At 72.3% G+C, this 14,812-nt stretch carries 14 protein-coding genes; 5 read left to right on the top strand and 9 right to left on the bottom strand.

What is annotated here, in order from left to right; translation table 11 throughout:
• Positions 1-8: 8 nt before the first annotated feature.
• The 8 genes from ACYVGD_RS08840 to ACYVGD_RS08805 all read right to left on the bottom strand — a co-directional run bounded on the left by ACYVGD_RS08840 (position 9) and on the right by ACYVGD_RS08805 (position 8,917).
• Positions 9-593: a hypothetical protein gene (locus ACYVGD_RS08840; RefSeq protein WP_460742948.1), complete on the bottom strand. Its 585-nt coding sequence runs from the start codon at positions 591-593 to the stop codon at positions 9-11.
• A complete protein-coding gene (locus ACYVGD_RS08835) occupies positions 590-1,744 on the bottom strand; it encodes a glycosyltransferase family 4 protein (protein WP_460742946.1) in 1,155 nt (384 codons plus the stop codon). The genes ACYVGD_RS08840 and ACYVGD_RS08835 overlap by 4 nt, the downstream gene beginning before the upstream one ends.
• Positions 1,734-2,288, bottom strand: coding sequence for a hypothetical protein (locus ACYVGD_RS08830; RefSeq protein ID WP_460742944.1), 555 nt, complete (start codon positions 2,286-2,288; stop codon positions 1,734-1,736). Before ACYVGD_RS08830 ends, ACYVGD_RS08835 begins: the two co-directional genes overlap by 11 nt.
• Positions 2,285-2,992 carry a hypothetical protein gene (locus tag ACYVGD_RS08825; RefSeq protein ID WP_460742942.1) on the bottom strand — a complete coding sequence of 236 codons (708 nt, stop codon included), beginning with the start codon at positions 2,990-2,992 and terminating at the stop codon, positions 2,285-2,287. The genes ACYVGD_RS08830 and ACYVGD_RS08825 overlap by 4 nt, the downstream gene beginning before the upstream one ends.
• A 9-nt stretch (positions 2,993-3,001) precedes the next feature.
• Positions 3,002-4,168: a glycosyltransferase gene (locus tag ACYVGD_RS08820; RefSeq protein WP_460742940.1), complete on the bottom strand. Its 1,167-nt coding sequence runs from the start codon at positions 4,166-4,168 to the stop codon at positions 3,002-3,004.
• Positions 4,165-5,082: an NAD-dependent epimerase/dehydratase family protein gene (locus ACYVGD_RS08815; RefSeq protein ID WP_460742938.1), complete on the bottom strand. Its 918-nt coding sequence runs from the start codon at positions 5,080-5,082 to the stop codon at positions 4,165-4,167. The genes ACYVGD_RS08820 and ACYVGD_RS08815 overlap by 4 nt, the downstream gene beginning before the upstream one ends.
• 263 nt (positions 5,083-5,345) lie before the next feature.
• Complete coding sequence (ppdK, locus tag ACYVGD_RS08810) at positions 5,346-7,991, bottom strand: pyruvate, phosphate dikinase (RefSeq protein WP_460742936.1); 2,646 nt, start codon at positions 7,989-7,991, stop codon at positions 5,346-5,348.
• A gap of 44 nt (positions 7,992-8,035) precedes the next feature.
• The gene (locus tag ACYVGD_RS08805; protein WP_460742934.1) at positions 8,036-8,917 is read right to left on the bottom strand and encodes a pyruvate, water dikinase regulatory protein; all 882 of its coding nucleotides are present in this window, start codon (positions 8,915-8,917) and stop codon (positions 8,036-8,038) included.
• Positions 8,918-9,027: 110 nt separating this feature from the next.
• Between ACYVGD_RS08805 and ACYVGD_RS08800 the strand changes: the two genes are divergently transcribed.
• The 5 genes from ACYVGD_RS08800 (at position 9,028) to ACYVGD_RS08780 (ending at position 13,601) form a co-directional block, all read left to right on the top strand.
• Complete coding sequence (locus ACYVGD_RS08800) at positions 9,028-10,041, top strand: class I SAM-dependent methyltransferase (RefSeq protein ID WP_460742932.1); 1,014 nt, start codon at positions 9,028-9,030, stop codon at positions 10,039-10,041.
• Positions 10,038-10,922, top strand: coding sequence for a phosphoserine phosphatase SerB (gene serB / locus ACYVGD_RS08795; protein ID WP_460742930.1), 885 nt, complete (start codon positions 10,038-10,040; stop codon positions 10,920-10,922). Before ACYVGD_RS08800 ends, serB begins: the two co-directional genes overlap by 4 nt.
• A gap of 32 nt (positions 10,923-10,954) precedes the next feature.
• Positions 10,955-11,851 carry a D-hexose-6-phosphate mutarotase gene (locus ACYVGD_RS08790; protein ID WP_460742928.1) on the top strand — a complete coding sequence of 299 codons (897 nt, stop codon included), beginning with the start codon at positions 10,955-10,957 and terminating at the stop codon, positions 11,849-11,851.
• Positions 11,848-12,519 carry a lysoplasmalogenase family protein gene (locus ACYVGD_RS08785; RefSeq protein ID WP_460742926.1) on the top strand — a complete coding sequence of 224 codons (672 nt, stop codon included), beginning with the start codon at positions 11,848-11,850 and terminating at the stop codon, positions 12,517-12,519. Before ACYVGD_RS08790 ends, ACYVGD_RS08785 begins: the two co-directional genes overlap by 4 nt.
• Positions 12,520-12,596: 77 nt before the next feature.
• Positions 12,597-13,601 carry a hypothetical protein gene (locus tag ACYVGD_RS08780; protein WP_460742924.1) on the top strand — a complete coding sequence of 335 codons (1,005 nt, stop codon included), beginning with the start codon at positions 12,597-12,599 and terminating at the stop codon, positions 13,599-13,601.
• A 62-nt stretch (positions 13,602-13,663) separates the two neighbouring features.
• Here the strand turns inward: ACYVGD_RS08780 and ACYVGD_RS08775 are convergent, their stop codons facing one another.
• A complete protein-coding gene (locus tag ACYVGD_RS08775) occupies positions 13,664-14,143 on the bottom strand; it encodes a hypothetical protein (protein ID WP_460742922.1) in 480 nt (159 codons plus the stop codon).
• Positions 14,144-14,812 lie beyond the last annotated feature (669 nt).

The following is a 14,812-nucleotide window of genomic DNA, read 5'->3' as shown; positions in this document are numbered from 1 at the left end:
GTTCCGGTTCACTTCCCGCGGCTGGCGAGCTCGGCGATGATCACCGCGCGCGGTCCCGCCGGCACCTCGGTGCAGAACATCGCGGCCAGCGCGGCCGAGGGGGCGGCCGTCGACGTGCCGATGTCACTGTCGGCGCCCCGCTGGAGGCGCGTGCCGCCGCTGTCGCCGGGGCGGGCGGTGCCGAGCTCGGTGCCGGACGGCGACTTCGCCTTGAACCGGTTCGGCTCGGGCGTGGTGATCTCGCAGCGCACGTCCTCCTCGCCGCGCAACACCTTCGTCTTGTCGTCGGACGTCTTGATCTTCCACATCGTCGTGCCCCCGGCGTCCTTGAGCTTGAAGGCGTCGGCGTCGGCCGAGATCTTCGCGGCCTCCGGGACCGACCATCCCTTGCCCCGCTTCGACACCGTGGCATCGCCCTCGAGGTGGATCTCGGCGGACTTGCCGGAGACCTTGACCAGCGTCCTGCCCGAGGCGTCGACGGCCTCGATGGTCGACCCCGACTGGGAAGTCGTGTCCTTCTCCTTCGTCGGCACGAGCGTCGTCCCGCAGCCCGCCATGACCAGCGGCAGGACCAGCACCAGCAGCTTCTTCATCGTGTCTCCTCCAGCACCCTCAGGTAGTCCCGGGTCTCACGAACCGGGGCGAATCGTTCGGCGACCACCTCGGCGGCCCGGCGGCCGGCCTCGGCGATCTCGTCGTCGGTGGCGTCGGCGGCCTCCACGAGGGCGCGTGTGCAGGCGGCCCAGTCGCCGGCGGGGAACGCGTACGCCACGGCGCCGGCCTCCACCAGGTCGCCCAGACCACCCGCGTCGGAGGCGAGCAGCGGCGTACCCAAGGCGGCGGCCTCGAGCGCGACGTTCGGCAGGCCGTCGTGCAGCGAGGGCAGGGCGACGACGTCGCAGGCCGCATACACCCAGGCCAGCTCGAAACGATCAAGGAATCCCAGGCGAGACGTGCGGATTCGTGGCTCTGCGGCCAGCAGCTCCTCCACCTCGTCGCCGACCTCCCCGACGAGCAGCACGTGCCAGTCGGCGACGGCGGGCGAGTGGGCCAGGCAGCGCAGCAGGTCGTACGCTCCCTTCTTCGCCTTCAGCTGGCCGATCAGGCCCAACACGCGGCGCTCCCCCACGCCCTCGGCCGTGCGCCAGTCGGCGGCGCGTGCGGCGTCGGTGTCGATCAGCGCCCAGTCGGTGGTGTCGATCGAGTTCGCCACCCACGTCGCAGGCGTGCCGAACAGCGCCTCGGCACGGCGGGCCGTTTCCTTGGCGACGGCACAGACCCGGGCGGACGCGGTGAGCGCGTCACGCAACACCGCGCGCCTGCGCAGCGAGAAAACTCCGGTGTCGAAGTCGACGCCGCGCAGCATGGACACCAGGGGTACGCCGAGCCAGGCGGCGTACACGGGTCCCGCGGTGAGCGCGTACGTCCCGCCGAATGCGACCACGTGGCTGTACGCGCCACCCGTCCGGGCGAGGTGTCGCTCGACCTGCAGCCAGGCGCAGGCCAGGCCGTGCTCGGGGTCGACCCCCATGGGCGCCATGAGGTGGGCACCACCCAGCCCGGGCCGGGCCGTGGCCTGCACGGGCGCTCCAGTGAGGTGGAGGACGTCGATGGACACGCCGGCACGCCGCAGCCCACGGGTGATGCGGTCGGACGACTGCGCCATGCCCCCACGGCTGGGTGGATGGTGCTCGGTGACCCAGAGCAGGCGGAGGTCGGCGGGCGCCTCGGGCTCAGCTGTCATAGATGTCGTGGTCGTGGTCGTCCCAGTCGCCATAGCTGGAATAGCTCGGGGAGACGTAGTGACGGTCGTAGCGGTCGAACGACCACATGAGCCGGTCGTCCCGGAAGCGCTGCGAGGCGTCGGTGCGGTAGCGGCGGCGATAGCGCGCCGCCCACGTCGGGTCGCGCGGGTCGGGGACGGTGGTGCCGGTCTCGGCATCGCACGCCTGGCACAGCGACCGGGCCGGCTGGGCGACGGTGTGGGCCGCGCACATGCCGCGGCCGCAGCGCTGGCAGGCCGACTGGGCGGGCGCGCCGCAGCGGGACAGCACGTAGAAGCCGACGGTCACCATGCAGCGGTCGGTCGGCCACGGGCGGCCGGTCTCGGGATCGACCGAGCCGTGCTCCTGCGCGGGCGGGCCCCACGGGTTGGACCGGCCCGCGACCGGCTGCCCCTGCGGGGGTTGCTGGCCCGGATGCGGCTGGCCCGGGTATTGGGGGCCACCGGGCTGCTGAGGGCCGCCGGGGTGCTGGGGGCCACCCGGGTACTGGGGGAACTGGCTCATGCTGCCTCCGTCATTCCCGACCGCGGCGACCAGCGGAACGCCTCGGTCATCAGGTCGAAGAGCGCCTCCCGCGACGCGGGCTGCTCGGCCTTGAACTCCACCAGCACGCGCGCACGACGACCGGGCTTCACGTCCACGCTCACCGACGGCGGCGCGGGCGGGTTCGGCCGCACGGGTGCCACGTCCTTGGGCAGCCGCAGCACCACCTGCGGGCGGAACTTCGACTTGGACTTCGACTTGAACTTGGTCTTGCCGGAACGGCTGCGCTGGCGCCAGGAGCGGTGCCGCGTACGCCGAAGTTGGCGCACCGACAGGTGGGACCCGTCGCGCAGCCAGGCCTCGGCCTGCAGCGGCACGTCGAACGCGAAGCGTTCCTTCACGGCGCGGCGGTGCCCGACGTCCCCGACGGCCTGGTCGGGCCCCCAGCCGACGACGGCCTCCATGTAGGACAGCCCCACCGGCCGGTCGGGCGCGGAGTCGGCGAGCAGCACGCGCAGCAGCGGCAGCGCGACGTCCATGAAGCCCTGAGGCAGGGCGTACTTCGCCTTGCGCTCGGTGACCTGCTCGTGGGTCGCGAGCGAGCCCAGGAGCGCCTGCCAGTCCGCGTGCGACTGCATCACGCCCAGCCGCTTCTCGAGCACGAGGTCGCGGTGGAGCGGGGGAAGCTCCTTCACCTTCGCCTTCGTGCGGAAGAAGATCGCCATGGCCCGATCCTAGGCCGACCCGGGCCCGGAAAGGGAGCCCCACACCTCACGCAGGCGTTCGTCGGCGGCGTTCCAGGTGAAGCGCTCGGTCGCGCGTACGCGGGCCGCGGTGGCCAGCTCGGCCCGCCGCTCCCGGTCGCCGAGCAGGACGCGGACGGCCCGCGAGAGCTCCGCGGGACGGTCCGGCGGCACGAGGCGTGCGCACGACTCGTCGACCAGCTCGCGGACGCAGGGCAGGTCTGACGCGACCACGGGTACGCCGGCCGCCATCGACTCGACGACCTTCAGCGGGCAGCAGCCCTGGCGCACGTTGCGGTCGACCTCGGCCAGCGGCGCGAGCGACAGCTCGGCGTGGGCGAGGTGGGCGGCGACCTCTTCGTGGGGCAGCTCGTGGCGCCAGTGGACGCGGTCGGCGATGCCGAGGCGCTCGGCCACCTTCTTCCAGCCCTTGGCCCGGCGGGCCGACCACGAGGAGCAGACGACGAGGTCGACGTCGAGGTCGGCCAGGCCCGCGTACGCGCGCAGGAGCGTCCCGAAGCCCTGCCAGCCCTGGAGGGCCCCCACGTAGACGAGGTAGCGCGCGGGGGCGTCGGCCGGGCGGTCGGGCGGCGTGGTGACGGGGTCGGCACCGTTGGGGACGACGGTGACCTTCGCCGGGTCGGCGCCCTTGGCGATGCAGCACGCGGCGATGGTCGCCGAGGGGGTGACGACCGCGTCGGCGGCGACGAGGCACGCGTCCTCGACCGCGGCGATCTTGGCCAGCGTCTCGGCGGGCACGTGCGGGAAGGTCGTCGGCAGCTCGATCGACGGGAACCCGTTGGCCTCGTAGACGACCTTCCACGGCCGGTCCGGGTCGGCCAGCGCCGGCGCCGCCGACCACGGGTCACGCACCTGGACCAGCCGGATCGTGTCGCGGTGGCGCTGGAGGGCCTCGTCGACGAAGACGGCGTACGCGTCGGCCCGGTCGAACAGATTGGGCGTGTCGCTGCGGAAGCGCGTGATCGTCACACCGGGCTCGTGCTGGACCAGCGGCATCGACTCGCCACCCAGGACGCACAGCAGGCCCGGCCCCGCGTGCTCGAACAGCGCCCCCGCCGCGCGGGCGATGTGGACCGCCGAGCCCTTGGCGGCGGGGAAGCGGTCGAACGCGGCGTACGCGGTCACCGGGCCGGTCACGACGCCTCCCGGACCTGTGCGGCCAGGCCGTCGACCAGCCGTGTCGTCGGCGTGAGGCCGAGGAGGTCGGCGACCACGCGCGTGTCGGCGGCCGTGCGCGCCACGTCACCCGCCGCGGGTGGACCATGATCGATATCGATGTCCCGGCCGAGGGCGACGCCGACGGCGCGGGCCAGCTCGTCGGTCGAGACCAGCTCCGGGCCGGCGACGTTTCCCGTGAAACCGGTGGCGGGCGAGGTGAGCGCCGCCAGCGTCACCGCGACGACGTCGTCGACGAACGTGTATGCGCGCACCTGACTCCCGTCGCCGAACACGGGCAGCGGCCGGCCCGCACGCGCTTCGGCGATGAACCGCGCCGCGGCCATGTCCGGGCGCTGACCGGGCCCGTAGACGGTGAAGTAGCGAAGGATGCTGGCCTCGAGGCCCTGCGCCTCGTGCGCGTGGACCACCGCCTCGGCGCCGACCTTGGTGGCGCCGTACGGGCTCTGCGGCCGCAGCGGCGCGTCCTCGGACGACGTGTGGGCGACCGAGCCGTAGACCGACGAGCTCGACGCCAGCACCAGCCGCGCGCCCGCTACCCGGCACGCCTCCGCCATCCGGCCCGTGGCCGTCACGTTGTCGCGCACCGCGTCCGGGAACCCGGTGCCGAAGCTCGTGCGCACGCCCGTGGCACCGGCCAAGTGGGCCACCGCGTCGACCTTCTTGATCATGGTGTCGAGGTCGTCGATGGCCAGGTCGGTGATGTGGACCGGACCCACCTCGCGCAGTCGTTCGAGACGCGCCGCGCGCAGGTCACGCGTCGCCGGGTCGCCCCGCAGCGCGTCGACGCACGTCACCGCATGCCCGGCCTCCGCCGCGGCGTACGCCAGCCGGTGCCCGATGAACCCGGCCGCGCCGGTGACGAGGATCCGCACCGGACGAGCCTAGCGACCCCGCTCTCCGCGCGAGCGCCAGCCGTTCTCCGCCCCCGAGCAGTTCCAGCCGCTCTCGCTCTCCGAGCGAGCGCCAGCGAGACGAGGAGCCAGCTTCCGTGCCGGGGGTGGGCACGGGTGCACGCGCAGCGCACCATCGACGCACCCCCGCCGGCCGCCGAGATGCGGCGCGCCGGGCGACGCGTACAGACGCGGACGCCCGCCCCCGGAGGGGCGGGCGTCTTCCGTGCTGATCGTTCAGTCGCTCACTTGTTGTCGAGCACCGCGCGGGCGGCGGCGAAGCGGGCGATGGGCACGCGGTACGGCGAGCACGACACGTACTTCAGGCCGATCTCCTCGAACAGGGCGATCGACTCGGGGTCGCCGCCGTGCTCACCGCAGACGCCGGTCTTCAGCTCGGGCTTGACCGACGTGCCACGCTCGACGCCGATGCGGACCAGGCCGCCGACGCCGTCGCGGTCGATCGACTCGAACGGGTTGCGCGGCATGACCTCGTCGTGGACGTACTGGCCCAGGAAGCCCTGCTCGGCGTCGTCTCGCGAGATGCCGATGCCGGTCTGGGTGAGGTCGTTGGTGCCGAACGAGAAGAAGTCGGCGTGCTCGGCGATCTGGTCGGCGCACACCGCGGCGCGCGGCAGCTCGATCATGGTGCCGACGGTGAACTCCAGCTCGGCGCCGGCGTTCGACAGCTCCTCGGCGGCCGTCTCCTCGACGACGGCGCGCTGACGCTTGAGCTCCTCGGCGTACGCGACGAGCGGGATCATGATCTCGACGCCGACGGTCTCGCCCTTGCGCTCGCGCACCGCCAGGGCGGCACGGATGATCGCGCGGGTCTGCATCGCCGGGATCTCGGGATAGAGCATGCCGAGGCGGCAGCCGCGGGTGCCGAGCATCGGGTTCTGCTCGTGGAGCTTCTTGACCTGACCGAGCAGCTTGCGCTCGGTCTCGAGCTCCTCGGCCGAGCCGCCGGTGAGCTCGAGCTTCTGGACCTTCAGCGACTGCTCGACGATGTTCGGCAGGAACTCGTGCAGCGGCGGGTCGAGCAGGCGGACGGTGACCGGCAGTCCGGCCATGGCCTCGAAGATGCCCTCGAAGTCCTGCTGCTGCATCGGGAGGATCTCCGCCAGGGCGGCGGCGCGCTCCTCCTCGTCCTCGGCGAGGATCATCTTCCGGACGGCCGGCAGGCGGTCGGCGGCCATGAACATGTGCTCGGTGCGGCACAGGCCGATGCCCTCGGCGCCGAGCTCGCGGGCCTTCGTCGCGTCCTCGAAGTTGTCGGCGTTCGCGCGTACGCCGAGGCGGCGTACCTCGTCGGCCCAGGTGACGACCTTCTCGAAGTCGGCGTTGATCTGCGGCGGGACGAGCGGGATCTCGCCGGCGTACACGGCACCGGTCGAGCCGTCGAGCGTCAGGGCGTCGCCCTCGCCGTACTCCTTGCCGTCGATCGTGACCTTCTTGTTCGCCGGGTCGATCCGGATGCCGTGGGCACCGGCGACGCAGGGCTTGCCCATGCCGCGGGCGACGACGGCGGCGTGGGACGTCATGCCGCCGTGGGCGGTCAGGACGCCCTGAGCCTTGATGACGCCGGCGATGTCGTCGGGCGTGGTCTCGAAGCGGACCAGGATGATGTCCTGGTCGCCGCCGATCTCGGCGGCGGTGTCGGCGTCGAAGACGAGCTTGCCGAGCGCGGCGCCCGGCGAGGCGGGCAGACCGGTCGTGATCGGCGTCTGGCCGTGCGCGGGATCGATCGCCGGGTGGAGCAGCTGGTCGAGCTGGGCGGGCTCGACGCGGTGGAGCGCCTCCTCCTTGGTCAGGATGCCCTCCTCGACCATGTCGGCGGCCACCTTCAGCGCGGCGGCGGCGGTGCGCTTGCCGTTGCGCGTCTGGAGCAGGTAGAGCTTGCCCTGCTCGATGGTGAACTCCATGTCCTGCATGTCCTTGTAGTGCTGCTCCATCTTGTGCATCGTCGCGATCAGCTCGTCGTACGCCTGGGGCAGCACCTCCTTCATCTCACCGAGGGGACGCGGCGTACGGATGCCGGCGACGACGTCTTCACCTTGGGCGTTGACGAGGAACTCGCCGTAGAGCTCCTTCGCACCCGTGGACGGGTTGCGGGTGAAGCAGACGCCGGTCGCGGAGTCGTCGCCGCGGTTGCCGAAGACCATCTGCATGACATTGACGGCGGTGCCGAGCTCGGCGGAGATGTTGTTGGCGCGGCGGTAGACCTCGGCGCGCGGGTTCAGCCACGACTTGAACACGGCGTTGATGGCGCGCTTGAGCTGTTCCTTCGGGTCGGCGGTCCAGTCACCGCCCAGCGCCTCCGCCGACAGCTTCTTGAACGTGGCGACGAGCTCCTTGAGGTCGTCGGTCGTCAGGTCGGTGTCCTGCGCGACGCCGCGGTCGTTCTTCAGCGCGGTCAGCGCGTCCTCGTAGACGTGGGGCTCGATGCCCTCGACGACCTCGCCGTACATCTGGATGAAGCGGCGGTAGGAGTCCCACGCGAAGCGCTCGTCGCCGCCCTCGGCGGCCAGCGCGGCCACCGTCTCGTCGGAGACGCCGAGGTTGAGGATCGTGTCCATCATGCCCGGCATCGACTGCACGGCACCCGAGCGCACCGACAGCAGCAGCGGCTTCTCGGTCGAGCCCAGGCCGCGGCCCGTACGCTCCTCCAGTCGCTCCAGGCCCTCGATGACCTGCTCCCACAGACCCTCGGGCCACTCGCCCCTGCGCTTCATCGTCTCCACGCAGGCGGTGGTGGTGACGGTGAACGCGTCGGGGACGGGCACGCCGAGGCGGGCCATCTCCGCCACACCCGCGCCCTTGCCGCCGAGAAGGTTGCGCATCGTCGCGTCGCCGTCGGCGAGGTCGTACACGTAGTCGGTGTGGGTCATCGGAATCTCCTTTGATTCTCGGGTACTTCGAGGGTTCTTTGGTTCTATGGGGTCATCGCCACGTCGCCGTGGCGTCGTTGGAGGTGGGCGCCGTTGGCGCGGGCGCGGCCCTCCAGGACGTCGAGGACCTTCCCGGCGGACTCCTCCAGCGCGGTCGTGGTGGTGTCGAGGATCGGGCAGCCGAGGCGACGCTGGATCGCGGTGATCTCGTCCATCTCCTCGTAGATCTTCACCAGGTCGGCGTACCCGTCCTTGTGGCGGCTGGCCGAGCCCATGCCCTTCACGCGCTGGCCGCGGATCTGGGCCAGCCGCTCCGGGTCGATCGTGAGCCCGATGATGCGCCAACGCTCCAGCTCGAAGAGCTCCTTCGGGGGCTCGATACCCGCCACCAGCGGCACGTTCGCGGTCTTGTAGCCGAGGTAGCCGAGATACATCGACAGCGGCGTCTTTCCGCAGCGGCTGGCGGCGATGAGGACGATGTCAGCATCCTTCAGCCCGGCGAGCATCTGGCCGTCGTCGTGGCGTACCGCGAACTCCATGGCGGCGATGCGGGTGAAGTAGTCGGCCTCCACGCCGACCGGGCGCATCGGTACCCGCTCGGCCTTGTCACCCGTGGCGACCTCGAGGAGCTGCAGCGTCGGGCCCAGCAGGTCGCAGTGGACCACGCCAATCTCGGCGCACGCGTCGTCGACCAGGTCACGCAGCACCGAGCTCACCAGCGTCGACAGCACCGCCACCGGGTGGTCGTGGCGCCCGCGAATGTCGTCGAAGATGCGGAACAGGCCCTCCGGCGTCGTGATGCGCGGGTGGCGCACGATCCGGAACGGGTGGGACGGGAACTGCGCCTGAGCAGCACGAGCCAACCGGGCAGCCGTCTCACCCGTGGAGTCGGCGATCACGTGGATCTCCAGCACCGCACCTGACACGCGGTTCAGCCTATTCCTCGGGGTACCCCCGCGTGCCGCCGGGGTTGCGGAGGCCGGGATGCGGTGAGCAACGTCACGAGCGCGTCGGCCGGGCGCCCTATGCTGCGGGCGTGGACGCGATCGACGAGGTGGTGCTGGGCGAGGCGACGCAGGTCGCGCCGACCGCACGGCGCGTCGTCACGGTCGACGACGAGACCGGAGTCCTCACGGCGCGCGCAACAGCGGGCCACGAGCAGGTCGCCGCCTACGCCGACTCGCTGCTCGTCGAGCGCACCCTGCCCGGCGCGGCAACCGACCTGGCCACCGCCCTGAACAACGCCGACCTCGTCCTCATGCGCCTGCCGAAGGCGCTCGGTGCGCTCGACGAGACCGCCGGACTGGTCGCGGCCCACGCCGGACCCGGCGTACGCCTCGTCGCCGGTGGGCGAGTCAAGCACATGACGCGCGGCATGAACGAGGTCCTCGCCCGCCACTTCGGCGAGGTGCGCGCGAGCCTGGGCGTACGCAAGGCCCGCGCGCTGGTCGCCGCCGATCCCCTACCCGTCGCGACAACCGATGCGTGGCCTGCACGCCAGGTCCACTCCGACCTCGGGCTGACGCTGTGCGCGCACGGCGCCTGCTTCGGCGGGACCAAGGTCGACCTGGGGACGCGGCTGCTGCTGTCGGCGCTGGACGTGCGTACGCCGACCGCGGTCGACCTCGGCTGCGGCAACGGCACGATCAGCGCGTGGCTGGCGAGCCGGGGCGTACGCGTGACCGCGACCGACGAGTCGCGCGCAGCCTGCCTGTCGACCCGGGCCACCGCCGAAGCCAACGGCGTGGGCGAGCTGGTCGAGGTGCGCCGGGCCGACGGCTTGGAGGGGGTCGCGGACGGCTCGGTCGAGACGATCGTGTGCAACCCGCCGTTCCACATGGGCACGGCGAAGGACTCCTCGACGGCCCTGACCATGATCGAATCTGCGGGCCGGGTGCTGCGACCCGGAGGCGAGCTGTGGCTGGTGTGGAACGCCCACCTGCCCTACCTGCCTTCGCTGCGCCGCCACGTGGGACGCACCGAGATCGTCGCCCGCGACCCACGGTTCGTCGTCACCTGCAGCACCGCCCGGCTAGGCTCGCGGCCATGACGCTGGCCCGCCTGTCCCTCGTCTCGCCCGACCCCATCGACGACTCCCTGGTCGACGCGCTCGCCGCCCTCATCGGCGACCTCGACGCCACCGACCTCGACCTGGTCGACCCCCACGCGTTCCACGCCGACGCCTACACCACCGACGTCGACGTCGACGCGCTGCCCGCCCTCCGCGCAAAGGTCCGTGCCGTGGCCGCCAAGGCCGGCGTCGACGCCGCGCTGGTGACCGGCCCCCTGGCCTCCGAAGGCCCGGGACTGGTCGTCATGGACGTCGACTCGACCCTCATCCCCATCGAGGTCATCGAACGGATCGCCGAGCGGGCGGGCGCGCGTGCCGAGGTGGCCGCCGTGACCGAGCGGGCCATGCGCGGCGAGCTCGACTTCGCCGCGAGCCTCCGTGAGCGTGTCGCGACGCTCGCCGGCGTGCCCGACACGGTGTTCGCCGACGTCCTCGCCGAGATCGAGTTGTCGCCGGGAGCCCGCGAGCTCGTCGCCCGCGTCCAGGAGCGGGGCGGCCATGTCGGCCTGGTCTCCGGAGGCTTCGCCGAGGTGGTGGGCCCCCTCGCCGCCGACCTGGGCATCGACGCGTCGCTGGTGCGCGCCAACCGGCTGGGGGTCGCGGACGGCCAGCTGACCGGGCATACCGTCGGCGATGTCGTCGACCGTGCCGCCAAGGCCCGCCACCTGGCGGAGTATGCGGCGCAGGTCGGCGTACCGCGGGAGCGGACGCTCGCCATCGGCGACGGCGCCAACGACCTCGACATGCTCGCCGCGGCCGGGCTGGGTGTCGCCTACTGCGCGAAGCCGGTCACGCGGGAGGCCGCCGATGCGGCGGTGTCGTTCCCCCGCCTGGACGCCGCGCTCGCACTGGTGGGCTGACGGGTGCCGGCACCTTCCGGCAGGATGGGGCCATGTTCGAACGGATCGAGGAGACGCCGAACCAGCTGGGTCAGTGCACCGGCGATGTCCCGGACGGTGGTTCGTTCCGCGTGTTCGACCACGGCGCACACGTCACCGGGTGGGCCCCCGGTGGGGCGCCGGTGCTGTTCACGAGCACGAAGGCCGTGTACGCGCCCGACAAGGGCATCCGCGGCGGCATCCCCATCTGCTTCCCCTGGTTCGCCGACGGCCCCGACGGGGAGCACCGGCCCGCACACGGCCCCGCCCGCATCGCCCGCTGGCACCTCGCGAAGGCCTTCGAGGCCCACCGCGTCACCACCCTCGAGTGGCATCTCGGCCGCGACGACGTCCACGCCCTCCCGGGCGGCGACCGCATCCCCCACGAGTTCGACATGACCTGCCGGCAGCGGTTCGGCACCGAGCTGGAGGTCGAGCTGCGCGTACGCAACACCGGCGAGGAGTCTCTGGCGTACGAGGCGGCGCTGCACACCTACCTCCAGGTGGGCGACGTGGAGAAGGTCACGATCGACGGGCTCCGCGGCAGCGACTACCGCGACAAGGTCACCGGCGAGACGCTGACCCAGCGCGGCCAGCTCGAGCTCACCGGCGAGACCGACCGCGTTTTCGAGTCGACCGCCGACGTCACGATCGACGACCCGCGGCTGGGCCGGCGCATCACCGTCGCGAAGGAGGGCTCCGGCACGACCGTCGTGTGGAACCCGTGGGCCGACAAGGCGCGCGGAATCGCCGACCTCGGCGACCACGAGTGGCGGCGGTTCGTGTGCGTCGAGACCGCCAACGTGGGCCGGGCGGGCATCCACCTGGCCAGCGGCGAGTCGCACGCCATGAGGCTGAGGCTGTCCGTCGCCCCGCTGGACGCCAGCCGGTCGCGCGGGGACGACGCGTGATCGGGTGGCTGCGGGAGCGCCCCCAGTGGTGGGCCTACCTCGCGGTCGCCGTCATGCATCTGCTCCTCCTTGCCGCCGGGCACCCGTGGGCGGCGGTGACCCAGCCGCTGCTGGCGCCTGCCCTGGTGCCGCCGGCGCTGCGCGTACGCCGGCCACTGCGTACGTGGGTGGTCATCGCGCTCGCGTTCTCGTGGCTGGGCGACACGCTGCCGAAGCTCGTCGCCGAGCCGAACGCGTTCATGGCGATGACGGCGTCGTTCCTGCTCGCCCAGCTCATCTGGGTGACGGGCCTGGGCAACCGCTGGGCCTACGCGCTGCCGGCGCGCCGGCCCGCCACCTCGGCCCTCTATCTCGTCGCCGCCGTGTCGATCGTCGGCTCGTGCATCCCGTTCGCCGGCCCGTTCGGCCCGGTCGTCGTGCTGTACGCCGCCGCGCTGACCGCCGCCGCGATCCTCACCACCTCGATGGGTGAGCGCGGCATCTGGGGTGGGGCGCTGTTCATGCTGTCCGGCGCTCTCATCGCGATGGGGGCGTTCATCCCCTGGTTCCGGTTCGAGGGGCTGGACGTGCTGATCATGTTCACCTACATCTGTGCCCAGGCGCTGCTCGTCGCCGGGGCCGCCCGCATCCGCGACCCCCGCAATCCCCGCCTCGGCGACACGCTCTGAGCCGCTTCCCCGGCACGGCGGCGGCCCGATGTCATCATGGGGACGATCCAGGCTTCCCCGAACACTGGAGCTCCCCCATGCCGTTGCGTCGTTCCCTCGCCTCCGCCGCGCTCGTCTGCGCGCTCGCCGGGGCTCCCGCACTCGCGTACGCGAGCCCCACGTCCGAGACCGCGGCCGTGACCGTGTCGACGGCGAAACCCACCTACCAGCCAGGTGAGGCCGTCGAGCTGACCGGCGCCGTCACCGACGCCGCCGGGCAGCCCGTCGCCGACGGGCTCGTCGTCGTCACCATCGACGGTGACCACAACGACCCCGTCAGCGTGACCAGCGATCCGGCCGGCCGGTGGTCGGTGTCCGTGCCCGCCCGGTCCACGTGGCTGCCGGGGCGCGTGCCCGTGGACGTCGCGTACGTCGCCGGCCCGGACACCCCCGGCGCTACCCAGGCCTCGGCCTTCACCCTGGCCGGCACCGGAACGCCCGTCACGCTCGCCACGAATCCTGTCGCGGGCCCGGTCACGCAGGGCCAGGACGTCGAGCTGACCGGCACGCTGCGCCTGCCGGACGGGCGTCCCGTCAACGGCCAGAGCGTGTACGCGACCCTCGACGGCAGCGACGACGCCGCCGCGTTCGGCAGCACCAACGAGCAGGGCGCCTGGCACCTTCGGGTGAAGATCCCCGCGGACGCCGGTGCCCGGTCGGCCACCTTCCCCGCGTACGAGGTGCGGGTGCGCTTCGACGGCGACTCGGGCGTCTCCTACACGCCCGGAACGCCCGGGCTCGCCGCCGCCGATGCCCCCGTCGCCCTCACGCTGGCCGGCCCGCCCGTGACCCGGCCGACCCCCAGCAGCACGCCCACGCCTGCCGCACCGACGCCCGTGGCTCAGCAGGCGGTCGCGGCCGTCCCCCAGGGCAGGCCTTCGGAGGCCGGACCCTCGAAGGCGGGACCGTCGCGGGCGTCGAAGTCGGCGTACGTGGCCGTGCCCAGCCCCACCTCACCCGGCGTCCTCGCGCTCGGCGCCGGCATGATCGCCACCGTCGCCGGGGCGGCGATGATCTCGCACGCGATGCGCTGGCGCGACTGAGCGCCCAAGCCGTGCCGGGGCGGCGATGACCTCCCGGGTGAGGCGCTGACGGGACCGAGCGCTCAGGCCGTGCCGGCGCGGTTGATCACCGAGACGAGCTCGCCGACCTCGAGCTGACGTGGCGGGCTCGTCCGCGTGAGCGGGATCGTGCCCGACTGGCCAAGCGCCGACCACGCGGCCGTCCACCGGCTTGATGCGGTGATCGTGTAGGTGGTGCCGCGTAGCGGCTTCTGCTGGTAGCCGTGGCCGCACGAGGGCGAGGGCGCCCCCGGCGCGACTGCAGGTGTCCAGCGGTGGGAGGTGGCGCAACGGACCGTCGTCCCGTCGCCCATGGAGAACGTGGTCTCCGAGCGCGTGGCCGTGATCGTGATCGTGATGCCCTGCTGGTTGACCGTCGTCGACGTCGACGCCGGGTCGTCGGTCCACAACCAGATCGGGTAGCCCACCGCCACCATGTTCCACTCGTTGTGCGACGGGTCCGGGCCGACCCGCGGCACGCCCGCCGGCAGGCGCAGGTCTGCCACCGCCTGTGCTGCGACCACGCGCGGATCCGGCGGAGGCGGCGGCGCCGGTGCGGCCGCATCCACCGCACCGCCCAACGTCGGCGTACACCCTGCAGCCGAGCCCGCCGCGCCCGCCAGCCCGCCGCACGCTTCCCGTGGCGGGAGCCCGCGTGCCATGCGGTCGAGGTCTTCTGGAGCCATGGGTGGCGGAGCGGGTGCGTGGTTGCCCGGGTAAGAGCCCTTCTGCGGACTTCCCCCGATCACTGAGGAGGTTCCGAGTTCGCCAGCTTTGCGCTTGAAGCCAGAGAACCCTCTCTCTGCAGAGAGAGCGACCCCCGTCGGTGTCGTCTTCGGCGTCGCCCGCTTATAGCTGCCGAAAGGTGCTGGCTCTTCGGCACGAGCTGGAGAAATTGGGAGCACGGCCACCAATACCGCGACGCCAGCCGTACATCCCCCTCTCAGAAGTCGCACTTTGGCACGACCTCGTTCGTAATGTCAGTGAGCCGAAGTCGGCCCTCGCTGAACTGCGCTGTAACGGTCCCCTGGTACAGGTCCCCTCTGGCCTCACTTCCATCACGCTCAATGACGGTGGCTCCACGCTGGTCCTCACATGTCCGGAGTCGCAACGTCGATGCTTCGGGTGGGCTGACCCCGTTTCGTAGGTCCGGTCGTTATGCGAGTCGTCCTGTTGCCCGCGGTGGCGGGCAG

This window comes from Mariniluteicoccus endophyticus, assembly GCF_054780035.1.
The sequence above is the reverse complement of the archived record's forward strand: the minus strand, read 5'-3'. Positions and strand labels throughout refer to the sequence as shown.

What these genes read in the sequence shown, in the direction of transcription:
- ACYVGD_RS08825 (WP_460742942.1), bottom strand. Translation starts at nt 2,992, where the DNA reads ATGGCGATCTTCTTCCGCACGAAGGCGAAGGTGAAGGAGCTTCCCCCG.
- serB (WP_460742930.1), top strand. Translation starts at nt 10,038, where the DNA reads ATGACGCTGGCCCGCCTGTCCCTCGTCTCGCCCGACCCCATCGACGAC.
- ACYVGD_RS08830 (WP_460742944.1), bottom strand. Translation starts at nt 2,288, where the DNA reads ATGAGCCAGTTCCCCCAGTACCCGGGTGGCCCCCAGCACCCCGGCGGC.
- ACYVGD_RS08835 (WP_460742946.1), bottom strand. Translation starts at nt 1,744, where the DNA reads ATGACAGCTGAGCCCGAGGCGCCCGCCGACCTCCGCCTGCTCTGGGTC.
- ACYVGD_RS08780 (WP_460742924.1), top strand. Translation starts at nt 12,597, where the DNA reads ATGCCGTTGCGTCGTTCCCTCGCCTCCGCCGCGCTCGTCTGCGCGCTC.
- ACYVGD_RS08840 (WP_460742948.1), bottom strand. Translation starts at nt 593, where the DNA reads ATGAAGAAGCTGCTGGTGCTGGTCCTGCCGCTGGTCATGGCGGGCTGC.
- ACYVGD_RS08790 (WP_460742928.1), top strand. Translation starts at nt 10,955, where the DNA reads ATGTTCGAACGGATCGAGGAGACGCCGAACCAGCTGGGTCAGTGCACC.
- ppdK (WP_460742936.1), bottom strand. Translation starts at nt 7,991, where the DNA reads ATGACCCACACCGACTACGTGTACGACCTCGCCGACGGCGACGCGACG.